Consider the following 21,499-nt stretch of genomic DNA (forward strand, 5'->3'; position numbering starts at 1 on the left):
GGAACACATGGACGGCGGCGGGATCACCGACGAGGAACTGGCGGCGTTCCACCGCACGGTCGGGCGGCTGCGCGCGCTGCCCGTCGACGATCCGGTGCGGCTGCGGGCCGAACAGGTCGCCGCCTCCTTCGCACGTGACGGCCGGACCCGGCGACGGAAGGCGCGCGGCGCCGAACTGTCCGCCGCCGACGCCGCCGCGATGGCCGCCACCGCGACGGGCGCGCTCGACCGCAGGGAGGACGCGCCGCTCACCTCCGACGGCTCGGCCGGTGTCTTCGTCCGGCCCCGTGCCTGCTACGTCTGCAAGGCGCCCTATCGACAGGTCGACTCCTTCTACCACCGGCTCTGCCCGGACTGCGCCCTCGACAACACCGCCCGGCGCGCGCTCGGCACCGACCTGAGCGGGCGCCGTGCCCTGCTCACCGGAGGCAGGGTGAAGATCGGCTTCCAGTTGGCCCTGATGATGCTGCGCGACGGCGCCGAACTCCTGGTCACCAGCCGCTTTCCGTATGACACGGTGCGCCGCTTCCGGGCCGAACCGGGCAGCGCCACATGGCTCGACCGGCTCACCGTGCTGGCCGTCGACCTGCGTGACCCACGACAGGTCCTCGGCCTGTGCGAACAGCTCAGGCAGGAGGGCGAGCCGCTCGACATCCTGGTGAACAACGCCGCGCAGACGGTACGCCGTCCCCCCGAGTCCTACGCGCTGCTGGCGGCCGGGGAGCACCCCGGGCTGCCCGAGGGCGTCCGCGCGGCACCGGGCTTCACACCGATGGCGGCCCTGGAGGGCGGCCCGTCGGCCCTGCCGGTGATCCTGCGCGAGGCCGACGAGGCCGGGCTCCTTCCCGATCCCTCGCCCGACAACTCCTGGTCCGCGCGGCTGGGCGAACTCGACCCGGCCGAGGTCCTGGAGACGCAACTGGTCAACGCGCTCGCCCCGGCACTGCTCTGCGACCGGCTGCTGCCCCTGCTGCTCGCCTCGCCGCACCCCCGCCGCTACGTCGTCAACGTGACCGCCGTCGAGGGCCGCTTCGCCGTCCGCAACAAGACGGCGGGCCATCCGCACACGAACATGGCGAAGGCGGCCCTGAACATGCTCACCCGCACCAGCGCCGTCGAACTGGCCGAGCAGGGCGTGCACATGTGCGCCGTCGACACCGGCTGGATCACCGACGAGAACCCCGCCCCCAAGAAGGAACGCATCGCGGGGGCCGGGTTCCGTACACCGCTGGACATCGTGGACGGCGCGGCCCGGGTGTACGACCCGATCGTGCGCGGTGAGGCCGGCGCGCCCGTGTCCGGGGTGTTCCTGAAGGACTACCGGGAGGCGGAGTGGTGAGCACCGGCCGGACCGGTGCTCAGCGGCTCATCGACATGAATATCTCCGTCCAGAAACGCTGTTGATCCGCCGTCGCCCCGACCAGATAGGTGGCGCGCAGCTTCGGCGGCAGGTGCGGCACCAGCCGGGTCACCACCGCGCGGTGCTTATTCAACTGCGACAGCTCGGCGTTGGCGAGGATCTGGTGGACGACGTCGCTGTCGTCGGCCCCCTCGTCCGAGCGGTCCGCCGCGCGGCGCAGCCGGGCCTCCCAGGCGTCCGCCTCGCGCGCGAGCTCCCGCAGACCGGTCACCGGACGGCCGCGCAGCCGGTCCACGAGTGCCGTCAGCGGCACGGGCGCGTACTCGCCGTCGCCGAGGTAGACCGTCGCCATCTCCAACGGCAGTCCGTGCCGGTGCAGTTTGACGAGCCGCTCCAGGGTCCGCTTGGTGATCCAGGCGCGGCCGTCGTCGTCGATGTCGTGCTTCCACCACTCCAGGACGGTCTCGGCGTCGGCGCCGTAGCGGGCGAGCAGCCACTCGTTGGCCGGGATGTCCTCGGGCTCCACCGTCAGCGAGACCGTGAACCGGCTCGCCTGCGCGATGTTGTTGCGGGAGACCAGGAGTTTGCGGCCCAGGTGGTACGGCGGATTCTGGACCGCGATCTGGGCCCGAAGATTCTCGATCCGGCGCCCCGCGAGCGACCACTCCTGGGTGATCTCCATCAGCTTGGCGAACGCGGCCTTGTCCTTGGGGCGGTTGTACTCGTCCCAGACGATGGCCTTCGGCTCGGGACCGGTGAAGTTCGCGGCGAGGAGGTTGTCCAGGGTGCCGTCCGCGGACGGCACCGGCGCGCACAGGTCCTCGACATTGGTCACGGGCAGCGAGAAGTACAGCGGCTCCCGGCCGAGCCCCTCGCGCACCGTCTCCCGGACGAGCTCCGTCTTGCCGCAGCCGGGCGGGCCCTGGAGCAGGACGGTCCAGCGGTTGCGCAGCGCCGCCCGCACCACTTGACGCACGGGGTCGGGGAGTGTGGCCGGGTTGGACACACCGACGTACTCGGCGATCCGGTTCAGGATCTCCGCCGTGCGGTTCTGGCCGGGAGTGCCGTCGGCGCGCGGCTCGACGAGGCGCAGCCGCTCGCCGCCCACCAGCGGCAGGGCCCAGCGGAGCGGGAACCCCTCCTCGGCACAGGCCAGGACGTGGTCCAGGGTGCGCGGCGACAGCGATTCACGCAGTGCGGGGGACAGGGACGCCCAGAGGGAGAAGACCGGAGCCAGGTCCCATGCCCGGTACTTGGCCGCGAGATGGCGCCGCCACGACGTGTCGTTCGCGGTGATCCGCATGGTGACCATGCGGTCCAGCAGCGCGAGGTCGCTGCGCCGCGCCGAGGTCTCCGCCAGCGATTCGTTGTCCGTGAGGAAGACGCCCACGCAGCCCAGGGCGCGCAGATCGTGCTCGCCGAGCGTCCAGTTGCAGGCGATCTGCATCAGCTGCGACTGGATCGTCTCACCGGCCTGGAGCGAGTCGTCGATGAGCAGCACGAAGGGTGTGCCGGGCTTGAGCTGGCTCATCACCAGCTGCCGCAGCACCAGTTCGCCGGTGTGCGGGTCCCGCACCGGCGCGTTGACGAGGAGGTCGTCCGGGGTGAGGTTCGCCGCGGGCACGTAGACCAGCGTCGCGTCCGGGTGGGCGCGCGCGACGTGCGAGAAGAACGTCGCCGTCTTCCCGATGCCGTGCTCGCCGAAGATCTGGCCCGTCTGCCCCATGTCGATCATCGCGTCGATGAACGACTCCAGGCGCGAGGGCGAGGGCGAGGGTGAAGGTGAAGGCGCGGGCACGCCGGAGTCCGCGGGAGTCGGCGCGGCCGAGCGCGCGGGCACGGTGCGGTCGGCGGAGCCGGGGTCGGGATTGGTGGCGGTCGTCATCAGTCCTGGTCCTGTGCTGGTGGGTTACCACGATCCGGTCGTGACGCGATGGCAGGCCATCGCGGGGGTGTGGCTGTCCGGCCACTCGCTGCCGCCCTCGGTGATCAGCCAGATCCACTTGTCGGGCTCGGCGGGCGTGATCGGCGGCGCGTACCCGTCGGTGAGCATCACCACGGCGTCCGGGCGGACCTCGAACCGCCGGCCGCCGACCTCGGTGCGGCCCTCCACGTAGTCCATGACGGCCCGGAAGCTGGTACCGCCTCCGCCGAGCACGCGGCCGCCCGGCTCGAAGGGCATGACCACCGCGTCGAAGGACAGCCAGTGCGCCTCGACCCCGTCGATCCTGCCGACGAGGTCGGTGAGCCACTCGACCACGCGGTCGGGCATGGAACCCGACGTGTCGTAGGCGATGACGAGGACCTTGTCGCGGACCGGGCCGCGCCGCGACAGCATCGGGTCCTGACCGAGCGCTGCGAGCAGCGCACCGCGCTTCTTCGGGTACACCAGCCGCTCGCCGTCGCGGAGTCTGGAGCCGAGCACGTCGACCAGCCAGCGCTGCCACCAGTCGATCTTTCGCGTCGCGACGCTCTCGCCGCGCAGCATACCGGCGCCGAGTTGCCCCCAGATCTTCGCGGTCCGCGCCGAGCCGTCCTCGGTGCGGCCCATCAGGTCCAGCAGTTCCTGCTCGGCGCCCGCATGACCGCGGCGCGCCGCGAGCAGCGCGTTGAGCAGCGCCGACGAGGCCACTTCGTCGACGGTCTCCTGGTCGGCGGGCACCGCGCACTCCAGGTGGATGCACAACGACGGTGCCAGGACGGGCGGTTGCCGCATGCGTTTCAGCTCGCCGTACACCGTCATGTCGGTCCGGGTGAAGTCCTCGTACGGGACGGGCTCCAGCTCCTGCGCGAGCAGGTCCGCACGGTACGACTCGTGCACCGCGCGCGGGTCGACGCCGGTCGGCCGGCCGTCCAGGAGGGGCAGACCGGGGCTGCCGAGCCGCATCAACGCCACATGGTTGACCGACACCTCGGTGGCCACCTCGAACACGGGGTCGGCCCGCAGCTCGGGATCGGCGAAGAGATGGCGCTGCATCAGATGGCGGGCCTCGTGGAAGAGGACGAACTTCACGCCGTCCAGGCCGAGCCGGACGAAGAAGTCAGGGTTGTACAGCAGCAGGCACGAGCCGTCCCCGGAGGCCACCACGGCCGCGGTGTCCACCGCCGTCGTCGCCAGCTGGTGGTGGCATTTCGCGTACAGCCACGAGGCGACCGCCGACTCCGTCAGTCCGAAGTCCAGCAGGGCGGCCTCCTTGAGCCGCCGTGCCTCCGCGACGGTCTCGGCGTCGGCCGGCCGGAACCGCTCCAGTGCCCTGCGGTCGGCCAGGTCGACGACCGGCCGCCGCCCGCGCTCTCCGTACGCCATGCCCGCCCCCGTGTCCGATCTTCCCCCGTGCCTCCTTGGTACCAGGCCCCACTGACACAGGGCCAAGGCATTAAGCTCGGCGCCAAGGGCGGGGCCGTAGCGCAGAGGCAGGCGCACTGGTCTCCAGAACCGGAACACGCCGGTTCGAATCCGGCCGCCCCGCCCCCCTTTTTTTTGGCCGGCAGCCACTCGCGGCCCACCGCCTCGCCATGCCGGTCCGCCTGCGTGTCAGGTCCGCCAGACCCGCCCGGCCGGGCCCGGTTCAGGCGATGGCGCCGGCCGTGACGACCAGCTCGGGAACGGTCCCGTGGTAGTTCCCCGCCAGCTGCGCCACGACCGCCCAGGCGTCCTCGCGGCCGCCCAAATGGTCCCGCACGAGCGGCCGGAGGGCGTCCTCGGCCTCACGAAGGCGCGTCGGGAACAGCGTCCGGCCCAGGGAGAGCACCCGCAGGACCCGTTCCGCCGGGCGCCACTCGGTCGCGTACCGCGCCGGTCCGTCGATGACACCGGACTGCCTGAGCCGGTGGGTGAACTTGGCGTGCGAACCGAACCGGGCACGCAGCTCCGGCGGGCAGTCGGGACGTACGGAGAGGGCCCAGCGCGTGTAGCCCGGCAGCGGGCGCTCCGCGTCCGCCCCGGCGACCGCCTGCCAGCCGGGGGTACCGAGGACCATGGAGGCGGCCTGCCTGGCCGGCTTCATCGAGGTGGCCGCGCGCAGCGCGCCGACGAGACCGAACAGGCTGAAGGATTGTGGCACCGGAGGTTCGTCGTTCCGGCTCAACGGCTCGGCCACGCCTACGGCGCGGGTGCGACCGGGGCCGTGCGGTATCCCGTGCACGATCGCCCGGCGCATCGCGTCGTCCGCCGATACGTGCCGCCACACGAGGGCGTTGAGCTCCGGGTCGTCCTCCTGGAGGACCCACAGCAGCACGGAGGAGGGGACGGGTGTCTGCGTCCACCAGGAGTTGTGGGCGCGCAGCGCGCTGCGGGACCCCCAGCCCGGCGTGGCCTGGGGGCCGGCCGGCTGCGGGCGGCCGATCCGTCGCCGCACCCGTGCGGCGTCCTCGACCCCGATCAGCCCCAGCAGGAACCCGACCGGCCCGTCCGGCGCGCTGTCGTCATGCATGGCCGCATGATGCCCGAGGCACGCGCGCGTCCGCACCGGAAAAAGTACGGCTCACGGCCGTGCCGGGGCACGACCGTGAGCCGGGAGTCCGCGGGCGCGGAAGGCGTCAGCCCGCCGCCCGGGCCGCCATGCGGGCCTTGCGGGCGGCGAGCTTCTCGTCGAACTTCGCGGCCTCGGCGTCCAGACCGCCCATGAAGAAGCCGAGTTCCTCCTGCGCCTGCAGGCCCTCGGGGCCGAGGCCGTCGATCTCCAGGACCTTCAGGTGGCGCAGCACGGGCTGGAGCACGTCGTCGTGGTGGATGCGCAGGTTGTAGACCTCGCCGATCGCCATCTGGGCGGCGGCGCGCTCGAAGCCGGGCATGCCGTGACCGGGCATCCGGAAGTCGACGACGACGTCGCGCACGGCCTGCATGGTCAGGTCGGGGGCCAGCTGGAACGCGGCCTTCAGCAGGTTGCGATAGAAGACCATGTGCAGGTTCTCGTCCGTCGCGATGCGCGCGAGCATGCGGTCGCAGACGGGGTCGCCCGACTGGTGACCGGTGTTGCGGTGCGAGATGCGGGTCGCCAGCTCCTGGAAGGCGACGTAGGCGACGGAGTGCAGCATCGAGTGGCGGTTGTCCGACTCGAAGCCCTCGCTCATGTGCGCCATGCGGAACGCCTCGAGCTTGTCGGGGTCGACGGCGCGCGAGGCGAGCAGGTAGTCGCGCATCACGATGCCGTGCCGGCCCTCCTCGGCCGTCCAGCGGTGCACCCAGGTGCCCCAGGCGCCGTCGCGGCCGAAGAGCGATGCGATCTCGTGGTGGTAGCTCGGCAGGTTGTCCTCGGTGAGGAGGTTGACGACGAGGGCGATCCGGCCGATCTCGGTGACCTTGGACTGCTCCTTGTCCCAGGCCTCGCCGTCCTCGAAGATGCCGGGGAAGTTGCGGGCGTCGCTGAAGGGCACGTACTCGTGCGGCATCCAGTCCTTGGCCACCTTGAGGTGGCGGTTGAGCTCGGTTTCGACCACTTCTTCCAGCGCGTACAGCAGGCGGGCGTCGGTCCAGGCGGCCGACGGGCTTGCGAGGTGGGGAGAAGTGATCGTCACGGGTGCTCCAGGGGGACGTGTACAGCGAGCGGGGACGGAACCTACGGCATCGTAGGCTACGACTCCGTAGGTTACGAAGCCGTAGGTTAAGTTCGTCGTAAAGACCGCTGATCAGCGGGGGTACCCCGAGGGGAGCGCGCTCCCCGGCGTATGCCCTAACCGTTCCGGATGCCCAGGTCTTGGCGGCGTCAGGGTGTTCTGTTCACCCGTCAGGCGTACAGCCCCCGAAGCCGCACCGAGAGACATGTCACACAGCCTTCGAGCTTCTCGAACTCGCTGATGTCGACGAGGACCGGTTCGTGGCCGAGGTCGGCGAACAGCTCCGCCGTCTTCGGGGCGCTCGCCGCCATGAGCAGTTTGCCGCCGCCCAGGAGTACGACGTGCGCGCCGGACTCCTCCGGCACCGGCATGAAGCGGGGGAAAAGTGACGGTGTGTCCACCAGGGGCTCGTACCCGATCACCGTCCCGTCCGGCAGTGCGGTGACCGCCGACTTCAGGTGCAGCACCTTGCTCACGGGTACGGCGACCACGCGCGCGCCGAGCGGTTCGAAGGCCGCCCGCAGCTGCTGGAGTCCGGCCGCGTTGGTGCGCCCGCCGCGGCCCACGTACACCGTGTCGCCGACTTTGAGGACGTCACCGCCGTCGAGGGTGCCCGGCTCCCAGATCCAGTTCACCGAGCAGCCCAGGCGGGCCACGGCCTCCTCGACCCCGCCGGTCTCGCCGCGCCGGGACTCGGCGCCCGGACGGGAGATCAGGGCGACGTTGCGACAGGCGACCACGGTGTCCTCGACGAACACGGAGTCCGGGCAGTCGTCGGCCGGGTCCACCTCGACGGTCTCCCAGCCGTGCGTGCGCAGGGCCTCCGCGTACGCCTCCCACTGCTCGACCGCGAGATCGACGTCCACCTCCGTGCGCTCGACGTGCGTCACCAGGCCCTCGGCAAGGCGAGGGCTGGGTCGGCGGATCAGAGCTTTCTGGCTCGGCACGTGGGGTCTCCGAATCGGCAGGGGGTGTCGGCGCACATCATGCAGCGCCGGTCCGGCGGCACGAAACCCCTTGACATCGGGCCGGTCCGCCCCCATGCCCGGCCCGGTGGGCTCCGTCGCCGGTCCGGGGACACCGTGAGCCCGGCTCCGGTCCGTCCCGCTGCCCGCCACGGCGACCGGACGGCGCAGGGTCGCGGTGACCGTGCCGGGCCAGGTCGCGCCCGCCGGGTAGGCGGTGCCGCTCCACCTGCCCGGCCCCCGCGGGCGCCGTCAGTGGGTGTCGCTCCGCTCGTCCGGTTCCGCCCCGACGGAGTACCCGACGGAATCCGGTGCGATCTCCTTCAGTTCGCCTCCCTCCAGCAGCAGCCGGCGGGTGATCCCGACCGACTCCAGGAACGGCATGTCGTGGCTCGCCACGATCAGGGCGCCCTCGTAGGACTCCAGGGCTGTCGTGAGCTGCCGGACGCTCGCCATGTCGAGGTTGTTCGTCGGTTCGTCGAGCATCAGGAGCTGCGGGGCCGGCTCGGCCAGCATCAGGGCCGCGAGCGCGGCCCGGAAACGCTCGCCGCCGGAGAGCGTCGACGCGAGCTGGTCGGCCTTCGCCCCGCGGAACAGGAACCGGGCCAGCCGCGCCCGGATCCGGTTGTTGGTCGCGGCCGGTGCGTAGCGGGCCACGTTCTCGGCGACCGTCCGCTCGTCGTCGAGCACGTCCAGGCGCTGGGGCAGGAACCGCAGCGGCACATGGGCCCGTGCCTCCCCGGACACCGCCTCCAGCTCCCCGGCGATCGTGCGCAGCAGCGTCGTCTTGCCCGAGCCGTTCCGTCCGATCAGCGCGATCCGCTCCGGCCCGCGCAGGTCGAGCCCGCCGACGACCCGTGCGCCGTACCGCATCTCCAGGTCCTGGAGGGTCAGTACGTCGCGGCCCGGTGGCACGGCCGTGTACGGCAGGTCGACGCGGATCTCGTCGTCGTCCCGTACGGCCTCCACCGCCTCGTCGAGACGCTCCTTCGCCTCGGTGAGCCGCTCCTCGTGCATGATGCGGTGCTTGCCCGCGGACTCCTGCGCCGCCCGCCTGCGCGCACCCATCACGATCTTCGGCTCGCGCTTCTCCTCGAACATCTTCTGGCCGTACCGCTTACGGCGGGCCAACTTGACCTGCGCGTCGACGAGTTCACGCTTCTGCTTCTTCACATCGGCCTCGGCGACGCGCACCATGCGCTCCGCCGCCTCCTGTTCGCCGGCGAGCACCGCCTCGTAGGCGGAGTAGTTCCCGCCGTACCAGGTGACCTCTCCGGACCGCAGATCGGCGATCTGGTCGACCAGTTCGAGGAGTTCGCGGTCGTGGCTGACCACCACCATCACCCCCGACCAGGCCTCGACGGCCGCGTAGAGCCGCCGTCGCGCGTACAGGTCGAGATTGTTGGTGGGCTCGTCGAGCAGCAGGACGTCGGGGCGGCGCAGCAGCAGCGCGGCCAGTCGCAGCAGCACCGACTCGCCGCCCGAGACCTCGCCGATCGTGCGGTCCAACCCGATGTGGCCGAGCCCGAGTTCACCGAGGGTCGCGCGGGCGCGCTCCTCGACGTCCCAGTCGTCGCCCACGGTCTCGAAGTGCTCCTCGGCCACGTCGCCCGCCTCGATGGCGTGCAGCGCGGCGCGGATCTCGGCGATACCGAGCGCCTCGTCCACCCGCAGGCCGGTGTCGAGGGTGACGTTCTGCGGCAGATGGCCCACCTCGCCCGCGATCCGGACGGTGCCGTCCGTGGGGGAGAGCTGCTGGGCGATCAGCTTCAACAGGGTCGACTTCCCTGACCCGTTGACACCGACGAGTCCCGTCCTGCCCGGGCCGAAGGCGACCTGGAGGCCGTCGAAGACGGTGGTGCCGTCGGGCCAGACGAAGGAGAGGGAGGTACAGGTGATGGAAGCGGGGAAGGTAGACATGAGGGCCTCGCGGTTGCTGGATGCGGTCGTGGGTACGCGTGGGGACACCGCGAGGTGACGACGATCCGGTTCGGAGGGAGCCCCGCTCAGAAGAGATCAGGGAAGGTCCCGTACCGGGGGACGGCTCGTACGCCGAGGTCGCACGCTGCGCACACGGATGCCGGCAGAAAGCGGCTGTGTGTGACGCGGTGTCTCAGACCTCAGACGAGCAACGTCCTTCTCCAATCGACGGCAACAGAACCGCTGTACACCGTAGGGGCGGCCGCGGACGCTGTCAAAGGATTAACGTCGCCCCGACGACCCCAGGGAGATTCCGTGCGAAACGGCCCCCTCTCGCTGCCCGCCCGGCTCTACCTGCTCGCCCAGGACCCGGGGGAACCGGGCCTCGGCGACGCGCCCGGCCTCGACCGCCTGGTGCGCGCCGGCGCCCTCGCCGACCTCGCGGGGCGGGGACTGCTGGTCGACGACGACGGCATCGTCACCCCCGCCGACGCCGACTCCCGCACCGGGGACACCGTCCTCGACGAGCTCCTCGAACTCGTCGCGGAGTCCCGCCCGCGGACATGGCCCGAGTGGGTGTCGTCGCGGGCACGCCTCACCCTGGACGCCGTACGCGCGCAGCTCGCGTCCGAGGGATATCTGCGGGCCGAGCGAAGACGGGTCCTCGGCCTCTTCTCCTCGGTGGACTACGGGCTGGAGCGGGTGCCCGCCGTGGAGGCGCTGCACGCCCGGGCCCGGCAGGTGCTGGCGGGCCCGCTGCCCGCGGCCGAGGTGCCCGGCCGCGACGCGGCGCTCGTCGTCCTCGCCGCAGCGGCCGGGTTGCGCACGCCGGCACCGCCGGACGGCCGGCAGGTCCCCTCGGGCCGCTTGGACGAACTGGCCGGCCGCGCCGGCGCCGAGACACCGGCCCTGATGAAGGCCGTCCGGGAGACCCGTGACGCGCTGGCCGTCGCGGCGCCGGCGCCGGGACGCTGAGGCGGCCTTATGCTTCCGCCGCCCGTCCTCCGGCCCTCACGTACATGTCGAATTTCTGCCAGCTCCCTTGTCGCGCCCCGTGTTTGAGTTGCCGTCATGACGAACACGAACCTCACCGGTGCGCAGCTCGGTTCCCTGCGCGAGACCGCCGCGGCCTTCCGCGCCCTGCACGTGCCCGGCCGCCCGCTCGTCCTGCCGAACGCCTGGGACGCGGCGAGTGCCCGGATCGTCGAGGAGGCGGGCGCACCGGCGGTCGCGACGACCAGCGCGGGGCTCGCCTGGGGGCTGGGCAGGCCGGACGGGGACCGGCTGGACAGGGACGCCGCGCTCGGCGCCGTCGCACGGGTCTCCGCCGCGGTCCGGGTACCGGTCAGCGCCGATGTCGAGAGCGGCTACGCGCGGGACGCGCACGGCGTCGGGGACACGGTCCGCGCCGTGCTCGCGGCGGGTGCCGTGGGCGTGAACATCGAGGACGCGCTGTACGAGGGCGGCGCCCCGCTCCGCCCGGTCGGCGACCAGACGGAACGCATCGCGGCGGCCCGCGCGGCCGCCGACGCGGCGGACGTCCCCTTGTACGTCAACGCCCGCATCGACACGTATCTGAGGGGCGCGGGCGGCATCGACGAGACCCTGGAGCGGGCCGCGGCCTACCTCGCCGCCGGGGCCGACGGTGTCTTCGTACCGGGAGCCGTCGACCCGGTGACCGTCAAGGCGCTCGTCGACGGCGTCGACGGCCCGCTGAACATCCTGGTGGGGCCCGGGGCACCCACGGTCCCCGAGCTGGCCGCGCTCGGCGTGGCGCGGGTCAGCGCGGGTTCGAGCATCGCGCAGGCGGCACATGCCGTGGTCCTCCGGGCCGCGCGGGAGCTGCTGGGCGCGGGGACCTACGACTCGCTGACCGGCGGTTTCGACTACGCGGAGCTCAATGCCCTGATGAGCGGGGGCCGCTGAGGGCGGCACATCGTCCTGCGGGCGGCACCCCGATGCGGGGTGCCGGTCTCAGCAGGTGCCCCGCATCAGCTCCGCCAGATCGTGGTCCAGGTTCACCTGGAGGTGTTCGAGACCGAGCGGCACCAGCTCCATGGTGCTCTGCAGGAAGCGCCGCACCTCGCCGGAGCGCACGTGCACCACGGCGGTGCCCTCGGGGGCGTGGAACTCCAGGACGGTGCGGTCGTAGCCGTACGGCCGCACCCGCACGTCGCCGTGGCCCACCGAGTCCTCGAGCCCGGAGACGAGCAGCTCGCGCGCGAACATCCAGCACACGTCCACGCCCTCCAGCGTGGCGGGGGCGGGGAAGGACATGCGCACGGCGAAGGGGTCGCTCCGGTCGTAGTGGAGCGTGGCGGGAATGCTCGGCATCCGCGGCGCGGCGGCGACGAGGCGGGCCTCTACGGGCTGCTCGATGAGGGTGGACAACGCCTTGCTCCCTTGTGACGACTGGACGGACTGCGGGCGAATGAGGCCGGTCATTGAAAGAGACGAAGAAATGAGCCACTGCGTGCACCTGGGACCCGAGTGACCTCTGTCACCGAATCCATGTGCTGTGGCGGCCCACCCCGTGATCCCCCCGTCGCCCCGGCCCCCCGGGCTCCGGCACGCGCTCACCGGACAATCGAGAGGACACTCGGTCCGGGCCCCGAGGTTCCCGCGGAAGGCCATCTGGACGGCACCGGGGGAGTGGGCTAGCTTCGCCCGCCATGAGGGGCTTGGGGAAGTCGAGGCGTACGAGTCGGACGGTCACCGTGGGACTGTGCGCGGCGGCACTCGCCGCCGCGCTCGCGGGGGCGGTGCCCGCTCAGGCACAGGGCGACGCGAAGATGCCGCACTGGGAACTCAAGGACAGCGGCACCGACGTGCGGCTGCGCGGGCTCTCGGCCGTCAGCCGGGACACGGCCTGGGTGGCCGGTTCCAAGGGCACCGTGCTGCGCACCACCGACGGCGGCACCCACTGGCGGAACGTGTCGCCGCCCGGCGCGGCGGACCTGGAGTTCCGGGACATCGAGGCGTTCGACTCGCGCCGTGCGGTGGTGCTCGCCATCGGCGAGGGCGAGGCCTCCCGGGTGCTGCGCACCGACGACGGCGGCGCGACCTGGACGGAGTCCTTCCGCAACACCGACGCGAAGGCCTTCTACGACTGCGTCACCTTCCTCGACCGGCGCCACGGCCTGGCGATGAGTGACCCGGTGGACGGCCGCTTCCGCATTCTGTCGACGAGCGACGGCGGCCGTTCCTGGAAGGTGCTGCCCGCCGACGGCATGCCCGCCGCGCAGGACGGCGAGGCCGGTTTCGCGGCGAGCGGGCAGTGCCTGGTCGGCTCGGGGCCGCGGGACGTGTGGCTGGCCACCGGCGGTGGCGCACGCGCGCGCGTGCTGCACTCCCGTGACCGCGGACTGACCTGGACCGCGGCCGACACGCCGATCCCGGCCGGAGACCCGGCGCGTGGGGTGTTCGCCGTCGCGTTCCGCGACCGCACCCACGGCCTCGCCGTCGGCGGCGACTACCGCGCCGACCAGGCCTCACCGCAGGCGGCGGCCACCACCCCGGACGGCGGCCGGACCTGGACGCCCGCCGCGCACCCTCCGCCCGCCTACCGCTCCGGCGTCACCTGGCTCCCGCACAGCCGCACGGCCGCACTCGCGGTCGGCCCCACCGGCACCGACCTGACGACGGACGGCGGCCGCACTTGGCGCACCGTGGACACGGGCTCGTACGACACCGTGGACTGCACCCCCGACCTGGGCTGCTGGGCCTCCGGCGAGAAGGGACGGGTGGCCCGGCTGGAGCACTGAGCCGTGCCACGAGGCCGGCCGCGCACCGGAGTCGGTCCGGTCACGGACGGGAGCGGCTCGGGGCGTGGCCGGCACGACTGACGGAGGGGCCGGCCGCCGGGCGCACCCCTGAGCGCCCGGGCCGCCCGGTGGCCGCCTAGGCTCGTGACCACCATGACGAGTGTGAGGATTCCCGCGGGCTGGCCCGCCACCGAGGAGCAAGCCCGTGCGGTGCAGGACGAGTTGCGGGAGCGGGTGGTGCTCGACGAGATGGGGCCGCCGTCGGGCGCCGGCAGGGTGACGGGCGTCGACGTCGCCTACGACGACGAGCGCGACCTCGTCGTCGCGGCGGCCGTCGTGCTCGACGCGGCGAGCCTCGACGTCGTCGCCCAGGCCACCGCCGTCGGGCAGGTCTCCTTCCCGTACGTGCCCGGGCTGCTGGCCTTCCGCGAGATCCCGACGGTGCTCGCCGCGCTCGACGCCCTGCCCTGCGCGCCCGGCCTCGTCGTCTGCGACGGATACGGCCGCGCCCACCCGCGCCGCTTCGGCCTGGCCAGCCACCTCGGCGTCCTCACCGGGCTGCCCACGATCGGCGTCGCCAAGAACCCCTTCACCTTCTCCTACGACGAACCGGGTGCCCACCGCGGCAGTTCGTCCCCGCTGCTCGCGCACGGACCCACGGGCGAGGAGGAGGTCGGCCGCGCCCTGCGCACGCGCGACGGCGTCAAGCCGGTGTTCGTGTCCGTGGGCCATCGGGTCGGCCTCGACAACGCGTGCGCGCACACGCTCGCGCTCACCCCCGAGTACCGCCTGCCGGAGTCCACGCGGCTTGCGGACTCCCTCTGCCGGCGGGCCCTGAAGGAGGCAACTCCCTGACGGGGCACGGCCTTCCGGCCGGCCGCGTCGGCACGGCGGCCTTCGCGGGCCTTCGCGGCGACCGTACCTAGTACCCACCCGAGGTCCGTCTGAGTACCTGTACGGATGTCTCGGCCCTGCGGTGACCGGCAGGCTCGGGCGCATGACGACGCATCGTGCACCGAAGCCCACCGCCGCTCCCGCCCAGCCCGTCGAGCGGGCGGTGACGGCCGCACTGGTCCTCGCCGCGGTCGCCGGACTCGCCTGGATCTGCGGGATGATCTACACGGTCACCGGGTGGACCTTCTGACCGCCCCCCGGCCGGTCGGCCGGCGACCGACCGCGCAGAGCGAGCCGGCTCCGGCCGTCGGCCCGACCGGTCCGGGCCCGGCGACCGTTCGGACCGATCCGGGTCCGGACGGGGCGGGGCGATTTAGGTCCGGACGGGGCGTGGCGATCCAGGTCCGGACGGCGGGCGGATCGGTCCAGGTCCGGCTCGACCCAGCCCGGCCGGGCGGTCGTTCGGATCGATCCGGTCCCGGACGGGGCGGGGCGATCCGGTCCCGGACGGGGAACGGATCGGTCCACGTCCGGGCCGTCGGTCAGCGGGTGGCCGCGACGCGGAAGACGATCCCGGCGCGGCGGAGCCGTTCCGTCAGCGCGTCGCCCATCGCCACCGCCGTGGTGACCTGCCCGGACGTCTTCGGCAGTTCGTCGAAGGCGAGGGACAGCGCGGACTCGGCGAGCATCTTCGCGGTCTCGTCGTAGCCCGGATCGCCGCCGGAGACCTCGGTGAAGACGCGCCGGCCGCCGCCCTCGCCCACGAACCGCACCGTGAACCAGCTCCTCGCGCGGCGCTCGGCACTCGGCCCCTCACCCGGCTTGATCCGGTCGGACAGCCAGCGGCGGGCCGGCGGCACCTGGGCCGCCGCGAACACCGCGCCCACGGCGGCGACGCCGCCCACGACGAACGGCAGCCGCTCGACCGCCGCGTAGTGGCGGTAGCGGAAGTCGGGCCCGTAGCGCTCCAGGGCGCGCGCGGACCGTTTCACCACCTGCGCGTCGATCGTCGGGAGCGGCAGCGCCCAGGCTCCGACCTCCTTGGCGAACCGCGGTGTGCCGAGGGGGGCTTGTGCCCGCCGGCCCATCAGCCGCGGCTCGTGATGCCGGCGGTCGCGCGCCGCCGCGGCCATGTGCCGCCCGCGGGCGAACTGGTTGAGGGCGGAGGCGAAGGTGCCGCCCGAGAACATCGCCTCGGAGCGCACGAATCCGTCGACCCGCAGCGGTACGCCCTCGGGAAGCTGCCGCACGGTGAAGTAGGCGCCGAGGTCGTGCGGGATCGAGTCGAAGCCGCAGGCGTGCACGAGCCGTGCGCCGGTCTCCCGCGCGCGTGCGTCGTGCCGGACGTACATCAGGTCCACGAACTCGGGTTCACCGGTCAGGTCCACGTAGTCGGTCCCGGTGTCCGCGCAGGCAGCCACCAGCTCCTGGCCGTGCTGGAGATACGGCCCCACCGTCGTGGCGACCACGCGCGCGCGGCGGGCGAGTTCCTTCAGCGCCTGCGGATCGTCCGCGTCGGCCCGCACCACGTCGGGGCCGCCGCCGAGCCGTTCCCTGAGCCGCTCCAGCTTCTCGGTGCTGCGCCCGGCGATCGCCCAGCGCAGCCCTTTTGGCGCGTGGGCGGCCAGGTACTCCGCGGTCAGCGTCCCGACGAACCCGGTCGCTCCGTAGAGCACGACGTCGTAGGTCCGCTCCGTTCCGTTCAGCCTGCTCATGACATTCCCCACTCTCGGCCGCACCGGAGCGGGCGGTGCCCCCGCTGCCGTACGCGAAGCGCCGTTGTCGGTGGCTGAGGCTAGCGTGAGGAACGAGCAGCCGGACGACGAGGTCGGGCGAAGAGGCCGGAGGTGACCGTGGCCGTTCCGAAAAGCGCCCTGAAAAAGTGGGAGAAGGTGCGCGAGTTCGCCCTCGGGCTGCCGGGCGCCGTGGAGGAGTTCCCCTGGGGCGAGGCCGTGGCGAAGGCCGGCAGGAAGGTGTTCGTCTTCCTCGGCACGGACGACGGCAGTCACCCACTGGGCCTCACGCTCAAGCTCACGGACGACACCGCGCACGCGCATGCCCTCACCTCCCCGGGCGCCGAGCCGGCGGCGTACGGCCTCGGCGGATCTGGGTGGGTGCGCATACCCCTGGAGGCGTCCGGTGCCCCCGCGGCGGGGCTGCTGTGCGACTGGGTCGAGGAGAGCTACCGGGTCGTCGCGCCGAAGAAGCTGGTCGCGGAGCTGGACCGGCGCTGACGGCGCCGCACGCCGCCGGCACTCCGCCCGCGGACCTGTCCGTACGGCTCTCCGGGCGGTCCCCCGCCGCCACAAAGCCGCCCGGCGTGTGCGTTTTCATCCCGTTATGTCACGATCGGGCGCGGGGAAACTAGACTAAGCGCTTGCTCGTCAGGGGCTTGCCCGACGTGGAACACGTTCATAACATCACTGATGTCACATCAGTGGTGTCACAGTGCTGGGGGCTCGATGGCAGAGGCAGGAAGGCCGGGACACGGCCCGCTCGCCGGGGTGCGCGTGGTCGAGCTGGCGGGCATCGGTCCCGGACCGTTCGCCGCCATGCTCCTCGCCGACCTCGGCGCGGACGTCGTCCGCGTCGACCGGCCGGGCGGCCCCGGACTGGCGATCAACCCGGAGTACGACATCACCAACCGCAACAAGCGGTCGGTGATCGTCGACCTGAAGGCCGAGGACGGCCCGTCCCACGTCCTCGATCTCGTCGAGCGGGCCGACGTCCTCGTCGAGGGATACCGCCCCGGCGTCGCCGAACGCCTCGGCGTCGGCCCCGAGGCCTGCCACGCCCGCAACCCCGCACTGGTCTACGGCCGTATGACCGGCTGGGGACAGGAGGGCCCGCTCGCCCGCCGCGCCGGCCACGACATCGCGTACATCGCCCTGACCGGCACCCTCGGAATGATCGGCGCCCCGGGCGAGCCGCCCGCGGTCCCGGCCAACCTCGTCGGGGACTACGCGGGCGGCTCGCTCTACCTCGTCGTGGGCGTCCTCGCCGCGCTCCACCACGCGCGCGCGACCGGCACCGGACAGGTCGTGGACGCGGCCATCGTCGACGGCACCGCGCACCTCTCCGCGATGATCCACGGCATGCTCGCCGCCGGCGGCTGGCAGGACCGCCGCGGCGCCAACCTCCTCGACGGCGGCTGCCCCTACTACGGGACCTACGAGACGGCCGACGGCCAGTACATGGCGGTGGGCGCCCTGGAGCAGCAGTTCTACGACGAGTTCGTCACCCTGCTCGGCATCGGGGAACTCACCGGCGCCCACAAGGACCTGGCCCGCTGGGAGGAACTGCGGCAAGAGGTCGCGGCCCGCTTCCGGACCCGTACGCGCGACGAGTGGACCGCCGTCTTCGAGGACTCCGACGCCTGCGTGGCACCGGTCCTCTCACTGCGCGAGGCACCCACGCACCCCCACCTCGCCGCGCGGGGCACCTTCGTCGACCACGGCGGCATCACCCAGCCGGCGCCCGCGCCGCGCTTCTCCCTCACCCACACCGCCGTCCGCAAAGGTCCCGCCCAGCCGGGCGCCGACACCGCGGACGTGGCCCGCGACTGGCGCCTGCCCCACCTCATGAAGGACGGCGACTGATGGAGCTCTCCCTCCCGCTCGACTATGCGGGCGACCCCCGGCAGGCCGTGGACGAGGTGGCCGCGCTGGAGTCCGCGGGCCTGGACGCCGTCTGGGTCGCCGAGGCCTACGGCTTCGACTCGCCCACGATCATGGGCTACCTGGCCGCCCGCACCGAGCGCATGACCATCGGCGCCGCGATCCTCAACGTCTACTCGCGCACCCCCGCGCTGATCGCGCAGACCGCCGCCGGGCTCGACGCGATCTCCGGCGGGCGCGCCGCCATCGGACTGGGCGCCTCCGGCCCGCAGGTCGTCGAGGGCTGGCACGGAAAGGCGTACGACAAGCCGATCGGCCGGACCCGTGAGGCCGTCGAACTCACCCGCCGCATCCTGCGCCGCGAGGTGATCGACCACCACGGCATCACCGACATGCCGCGCCCCGGCGGCCTCGGCAAGCCGCTCAAGATCCTCACCAAGCCCGTGCGGCCCGACGTTCCCCTGTACGTCGCCTCGCTCGGCCCCGCCAACGTACGGATGACCGCGGAGATCGCCGACGGCTGGCTGCCGACGCTCTTCATCCCCGAGAAGGCCCACCAGGTGTGGGGCACCGCGCTGGCCGAGGGCGCCGCACGCCGCGACCCCGCTCTCGGCCCGCTGCGGACCGTCGCGGGCGGACTGCTCGCCATCGGCGAGGACGCGGCGGCCGCCCGCGACCTCGCACGCCCCCGGATCGCCCTCTACGTAGGGGGCATGGGCGCACCCGGGAAGAACTTCTACAACGACCTCGCGGTGGCCTACGGCTACGAGAAGGAAGCCCGCCTCATCCAGGAGCTGTACCTGTCCGGGCGGAAGAAGGAGGCCGAGGCCGCGGTCCCCGACGAGTTCTGCGAACTCATTTCGCTGTGCGGGCCCGAGAGCTACGTCCGCGAGCGTGTCGAGGCCTTCCGGGAGGCCGGGGTGACCATGCTCAACGTCATCCCCGTCGGCCCGGAACCGGCCCGCCTCATCGAAACCGTCAAGAGCTGGCTCTAGGAGGGCGTTTCCCGCATGAAGCGGCAGATCTTCACCGCCGAGCACGACGCGTTCCGCGACACCGTGCGCACCTTCCTCACCAAGGAGGTGCTGCCCCACTACGAACAGTGGGAGAAGGACGGCATCGTCGCGCGCGACGCCTGGCGCGCGGCGGGGCGGCAGGGCCTGCTCGGACTCGCGGTCCCCGAGGAGTACGGAGGCGGCGGCGACACCGACTTCCGCTACAGCGCCGTGCTCGCCGAGGAGTTCACGCGCGCGGGCGCCTCCGGTCTCGCGCTCGGGCTGCACAACGACATCATCGGACCGTATCTGACGGGCCTGGCCACCGAGGAACAGAAGCGGCGCTGGCTGCCCGGCTTCTGCGACGGTTCGCTGATCACCGCGATCGCCATGACCGAACCGGGCGCCGGCTCCGACCTCCAGGGCATCAAGACGCACGCCGAGGACCGCGGCGACCACTGGCTGCTCAACGGCTCCAAGACGTTCATCTCCAACGGCATCCTCGCCGACCTCGTGGTCGTCGTCGCGAGGACGACCCCCGAGGGCGGCGCCCACGGACTCTCCCTGCTCGTCGTGGAGCGCGGCACGGAGGGCTTCGAGCGCGGCCGGAACCTCGACAAGATCGGCCAGAAGGCGCAGGACACGGCCGAACTGTTCTTCAACGACGTACGCGTGCCCAAGGAGAACCTCCTCGGCGAGCTGAACGGCGCCTTCGTCCATCTGATGACGAACCTGGCGCAGGAGCGCATGGCCATAGCCGTCGCCGGGATCGCCGCCGCCGAGCACCTCCTGGAGATCACCACGGAGTACGTCAAGGAACGCGAGGCCTTCGGCAGGCCGCTGTCCAAGCTCCAGCACATCCGCTTCGAGATAGCCGAGATGGCCACCGAGTGCGCCGTCACCCGCACCTTCCTCGACCGCTGCATCGTCGACCACTCGAACGGCGAACTCGACGCAGTGCACGCCTCGATGGCCAAATGGTGGGCCACCGAGCTGCAGAAGCGGGTAGCTGACCGTTGTCTCCAACTGCACGGCGGTTACGGCTACATGACGGAGTACCGCGTCGCGAAGGCCTTCACCGACGGACGTATCCAGACCATCTACGGCGGGACCACCGAGATCATGAAGGAGATCATCGGTCGTTCCCTGCTCGGCTAACCCTCCTCGAAAGGCTTACCAGTGAGCACCGAAGCGTACGTGTACGACGCGATCCGCACCCCGCGCGGCCGCGGCAAGGCGAACGGCGCCCTGCACGGCACCAAGCCCATCGACCTGGTCGTCGGGCTCATCCACGAGGTCCAGCGACGCTTCCCGGGCCTGGACCCGGCCGCCGTCGACGACATCGTGCTCGGTGTCGTCGGACCCGTCGGCGACCAGGGCTCCGACATCGCCCGCATCGCCGCGATCGCCGCCGGACTGCCCGACACGGTGGCGGGCGTCCAGGAGAACCGCTTCTGCGCCTCGGGCCTGGAAGCCGTGAACATGGCCGCGATGAAGGTTCGTTCCGGCTGGGAGGACCTGGTGCTCGCGGGCGGCGTCGAGTCGATGTCGCGCGTGCCGATGGCATCGGACGGCGGCGCCTGGTTCGCCGACCCGATGACCAACATGGCCACCAACTTCGTGCCGCAGGGCATCGGCGCCGACCTGATCGCCACCATCGAGGGGTTCTCCCGCCGTGACGTGGACGAGTACGCGGCCCTCTCCCAGGAGCGCGCCGCCGCTGCCTGGAAGGACGGCCGCTTCGAGAAGTCCGTCGTCCCCGTGAAGGACCGCAGCGGGCTCGTCGTCCTCGACCACGACGAGCACCTGCGCCCCGGCACCACCGCCGACTCGCTGGCCAAGCTGAAGCCGTCGTTCGCGGACATCGGCGAACTGGGCGGCTTCGACGCGGTCGCCCTGCAGAAGTACCACTGGGTCGAGGAGATCGACCACGTCCACCACGCGGGCAACTCGTCCGGCATCGTCGACGGAGCCTCCCTGGTGGCCATCGGCTCGAAGGAGGTCGGCGAGCGCTACGGACTCACCCCGCGCGCGCGGATCGTCTCCGCGGCGGTCTCCGGCTCCGAGCCCACCATCATGCTGACCGGCCCCGCGCCCGCCACCCGCAAGGCGCTCGCCAAGGCCGGACTCACCATCGACGACATCGACCTCGTCGAGATCAACGAAGCCTTCGCGGCCGTCGTGCTGCGCTTCGTGAAGGACATGGGCCTGTCCCTGGACAAGGTCAACGTCAACGGCGGCGCGATCGCCCTCGGCCACCCGCTCGGCGCGACCGGCGCGATGATCCTCGGCACCCTCGTCGACGAACTGGAGCGCCAGGACAAGCGCTACGGCCTCGCCACGCTGTGCGTCGGCGGCGGCATGGGCATCGCCACCATCATCGAGCGCCTGTAACTCCCCAGCGGACCACCAGACTTCAACGGAGACC

The 21,499-nt window shown here is 72.2% G+C and carries 19 protein-coding genes and 1 tRNA gene; 12 read left to right on the plus strand and 8 right to left on the minus strand.

Annotated features, from left to right (window positions below; translation table 11 throughout):
- Positions 1-7 precede the first annotated feature (7 nt).
- Complete coding sequence (locus tag BKI49_RS32315) at positions 8-1,339, plus strand: SDR family NAD(P)-dependent oxidoreductase (RefSeq protein ID WP_095937838.1); 1,332 nt, start codon at positions 8-10, stop codon at positions 1,337-1,339.
- Positions 1,340-1,358: 19 nt separating this feature from the next.
- On the opposite strand, the gene BKI49_RS32320 is transcribed toward BKI49_RS32315, so the two are convergent.
- On the minus strand, positions 1,359-3,245 hold the full coding sequence (locus BKI49_RS32320; RefSeq protein ID WP_373557624.1) for an AAA family ATPase: 1,887 nt from the start codon (positions 3,243-3,245) through the stop codon (positions 1,359-1,361).
- Positions 3,246-3,269: 24 nt separating this feature from the next.
- The gene (locus BKI49_RS32325) at positions 3,270-4,667 is read right to left on the minus strand and encodes a DUF2201 family putative metallopeptidase (RefSeq protein WP_095937839.1); all 1,398 of its coding nucleotides are present in this window, start codon (positions 4,665-4,667) and stop codon (positions 3,270-3,272) included.
- Positions 4,668-4,755: 88 nt separating this feature from the next.
- Here BKI49_RS32325 and BKI49_RS32330 point away from each other — a divergent pair.
- Positions 4,756-4,831: transfer RNA gene (locus BKI49_RS32330), tRNA-Trp, on the plus strand.
- Positions 4,832-4,929: 98 nt separating this feature from the next.
- On the opposite strand, the gene BKI49_RS32335 is transcribed toward BKI49_RS32330, so the two are convergent.
- The 4 genes from BKI49_RS32335 to BKI49_RS32350 form a co-directional block, all read right to left on the minus strand.
- The gene (locus BKI49_RS32335; protein WP_095937840.1) at positions 4,930-5,793 is read right to left on the minus strand and encodes a hypothetical protein; all 864 of its coding nucleotides are present in this window, start codon (positions 5,791-5,793) and stop codon (positions 4,930-4,932) included.
- Positions 5,794-5,899: 106 nt separating this feature from the next.
- A complete protein-coding gene (locus tag BKI49_RS32340) occupies positions 5,900-6,877 on the minus strand; it encodes an acyl-ACP desaturase (RefSeq protein ID WP_095937841.1) in 978 nt (325 codons plus the stop codon).
- 209 nt (positions 6,878-7,086) lie between these two features.
- Positions 7,087-7,863 carry a dimethylargininase gene (gene ddaH / locus BKI49_RS32345; protein ID WP_095937842.1) on the minus strand — a complete coding sequence of 259 codons (777 nt, stop codon included), beginning with the start codon at positions 7,861-7,863 and terminating at the stop codon, positions 7,087-7,089.
- Between the two features lie 270 nt (positions 7,864-8,133).
- Positions 8,134-9,801 (minus strand): ABC-F family ATP-binding cassette domain-containing protein, encoded by a 1,668-nt coding sequence (locus BKI49_RS32350; protein WP_095937843.1) that lies wholly within the window; start codon positions 9,799-9,801, stop codon positions 8,134-8,136.
- Between the two features lie 315 nt (positions 9,802-10,116).
- Between BKI49_RS32350 and BKI49_RS32355 the strand changes: the two genes are divergently transcribed.
- Together BKI49_RS32355 and BKI49_RS32360 are read left to right on the plus strand one after the other, a co-directional pair.
- Complete coding sequence (locus BKI49_RS32355) at positions 10,117-10,776, plus strand: GOLPH3/VPS74 family protein (protein WP_095937844.1); 660 nt, start codon at positions 10,117-10,119, stop codon at positions 10,774-10,776.
- 96 nt (positions 10,777-10,872) lie between these two features.
- Positions 10,873-11,727: an isocitrate lyase/PEP mutase family protein gene (locus tag BKI49_RS32360; RefSeq protein WP_095937845.1), complete on the plus strand. Its 855-nt coding sequence runs from the start codon at positions 10,873-10,875 to the stop codon at positions 11,725-11,727.
- 48 nt (positions 11,728-11,775) lie between these two features.
- On the opposite strand, the gene BKI49_RS32365 is transcribed toward BKI49_RS32360, so the two are convergent.
- Positions 11,776-12,192, minus strand: coding sequence for a spore wall synthesis regulator SsgD (locus BKI49_RS32365; RefSeq protein WP_095937846.1), 417 nt, complete (start codon positions 12,190-12,192; stop codon positions 11,776-11,778).
- Positions 12,193-12,473: 281 nt separating this feature from the next.
- On the opposite strand from BKI49_RS32365, the gene BKI49_RS32370 reads away from it, so the two are divergent.
- From BKI49_RS32370 to mmpA, 3 genes are all read left to right on the plus strand, one after another.
- Positions 12,474-13,565 (plus strand): WD40/YVTN/BNR-like repeat-containing protein, encoded by a 1,092-nt coding sequence (locus BKI49_RS32370; RefSeq protein WP_095937847.1) that lies wholly within the window; start codon positions 12,474-12,476, stop codon positions 13,563-13,565.
- Between the two features lie 153 nt (positions 13,566-13,718).
- Entirely contained in the window at positions 13,719-14,420 is a 702-nt protein-coding gene (locus tag BKI49_RS32375) for an endonuclease V (RefSeq protein WP_095937938.1), read from the plus strand.
- Positions 14,421-14,562: 142 nt separating this feature from the next.
- Positions 14,563-14,709: a morphogenic membrane protein MmpA gene (mmpA, locus tag BKI49_RS35485; RefSeq protein WP_179332655.1), complete on the plus strand. Its 147-nt coding sequence runs from the start codon at positions 14,563-14,565 to the stop codon at positions 14,707-14,709.
- A 292-nt stretch (positions 14,710-15,001) separates the two neighbouring features.
- On the opposite strand, the gene BKI49_RS32385 is transcribed toward mmpA, so the two are convergent.
- Positions 15,002-16,174 (minus strand): saccharopine dehydrogenase family protein, encoded by a 1,173-nt coding sequence (locus BKI49_RS32385; RefSeq protein WP_095937849.1) that lies wholly within the window; start codon positions 16,172-16,174, stop codon positions 15,002-15,004.
- 138 nt (positions 16,175-16,312) lie between these two features.
- On the opposite strand from BKI49_RS32385, the gene BKI49_RS32390 reads away from it, so the two are divergent.
- The 5 genes from BKI49_RS32390 (at position 16,313) to BKI49_RS32410 (ending at position 21,465) form a co-directional block, all read left to right on the plus strand.
- Positions 16,313-16,693, plus strand: a complete 381-nt coding sequence (locus tag BKI49_RS32390) for an MmcQ/YjbR family DNA-binding protein (protein ID WP_095937939.1) — start codon at positions 16,313-16,315, stop codon at positions 16,691-16,693.
- 228 nt (positions 16,694-16,921) lie between these two features.
- Positions 16,922-18,058, plus strand: coding sequence for a CaiB/BaiF CoA transferase family protein (locus BKI49_RS32395; RefSeq protein ID WP_095937850.1), 1,137 nt, complete (start codon positions 16,922-16,924; stop codon positions 18,056-18,058).
- Positions 18,058-19,071 (plus strand): LLM class F420-dependent oxidoreductase, encoded by a 1,014-nt coding sequence (locus tag BKI49_RS32400; RefSeq protein ID WP_095937851.1) that lies wholly within the window; start codon positions 18,058-18,060, stop codon positions 19,069-19,071. The genes BKI49_RS32395 and BKI49_RS32400 overlap by 1 nt, the downstream gene beginning before the upstream one ends.
- A 15-nt stretch (positions 19,072-19,086) precedes the next feature.
- Complete coding sequence (locus tag BKI49_RS32405; protein ID WP_095937852.1) at positions 19,087-20,229, plus strand: acyl-CoA dehydrogenase family protein; 1,143 nt, start codon at positions 19,087-19,089, stop codon at positions 20,227-20,229.
- A 21-nt stretch (positions 20,230-20,250) separates the two neighbouring features.
- A complete protein-coding gene (locus BKI49_RS32410; protein WP_095937853.1) occupies positions 20,251-21,465 on the plus strand; it encodes an acetyl-CoA C-acetyltransferase in 1,215 nt (404 codons plus the stop codon).
- Positions 21,466-21,499: the final 34 nt, after the last annotated feature.

This window comes from Streptomyces sp. Tue6028 (assembly GCF_002300165.1).
GTDB classification, from domain to species: domain Bacteria; phylum Actinomycetota; class Actinomycetes; order Streptomycetales; family Streptomycetaceae; genus Streptomyces; species Streptomyces siamensis.

Bases quoted from the DNA above. Each gene is read 5' to 3' on its own strand.
- BKI49_RS32315 (WP_095937838.1), top strand. From the start codon at position 8: ATGGACGGCGGCGGGATCACCGACGAGGAACTGGCGGCGTTCCACCGC.
- BKI49_RS32320 (WP_373557624.1), bottom strand. From the start codon at position 3,245: ATGACGACCGCCACCAATCCCGACCCCGGCTCCGCCGACCGCACCGTG.
- BKI49_RS32325 (WP_095937839.1), bottom strand. From the start codon at position 4,667: ATGGCGTACGGAGAGCGCGGGCGGCGGCCGGTCGTCGACCTGGCCGAC.
- BKI49_RS32335 (WP_095937840.1), bottom strand. From the start codon at position 5,793: ATGCATGACGACAGCGCGCCGGACGGGCCGGTCGGGTTCCTGCTGGGG.
- BKI49_RS32350 (WP_095937843.1), bottom strand. From the start codon at position 9,801: ATGTCTACCTTCCCCGCTTCCATCACCTGTACCTCCCTCTCCTTCGTC.
- BKI49_RS32360 (WP_095937845.1), top strand. From the start codon at position 10,873: ATGACGAACACGAACCTCACCGGTGCGCAGCTCGGTTCCCTGCGCGAG.
- BKI49_RS32370 (WP_095937847.1), top strand. From the start codon at position 12,474: ATGAGGGGCTTGGGGAAGTCGAGGCGTACGAGTCGGACGGTCACCGTG.
- BKI49_RS32375 (WP_095937938.1), top strand. From the start codon at position 13,719: ATGACGAGTGTGAGGATTCCCGCGGGCTGGCCCGCCACCGAGGAGCAA.
- mmpA (WP_179332655.1), top strand. From the start codon at position 14,563: ATGACGACGCATCGTGCACCGAAGCCCACCGCCGCTCCCGCCCAGCCC.
- BKI49_RS32385 (WP_095937849.1), bottom strand. From the start codon at position 16,174: ATGAGCAGGCTGAACGGAACGGAGCGGACCTACGACGTCGTGCTCTAC.
- BKI49_RS32395 (WP_095937850.1), top strand. From the start codon at position 16,922: ATGGCAGAGGCAGGAAGGCCGGGACACGGCCCGCTCGCCGGGGTGCGC.
- BKI49_RS32400 (WP_095937851.1), top strand. From the start codon at position 18,058: ATGGAGCTCTCCCTCCCGCTCGACTATGCGGGCGACCCCCGGCAGGCC.
- BKI49_RS32405 (WP_095937852.1), top strand. From the start codon at position 19,087: ATGAAGCGGCAGATCTTCACCGCCGAGCACGACGCGTTCCGCGACACC.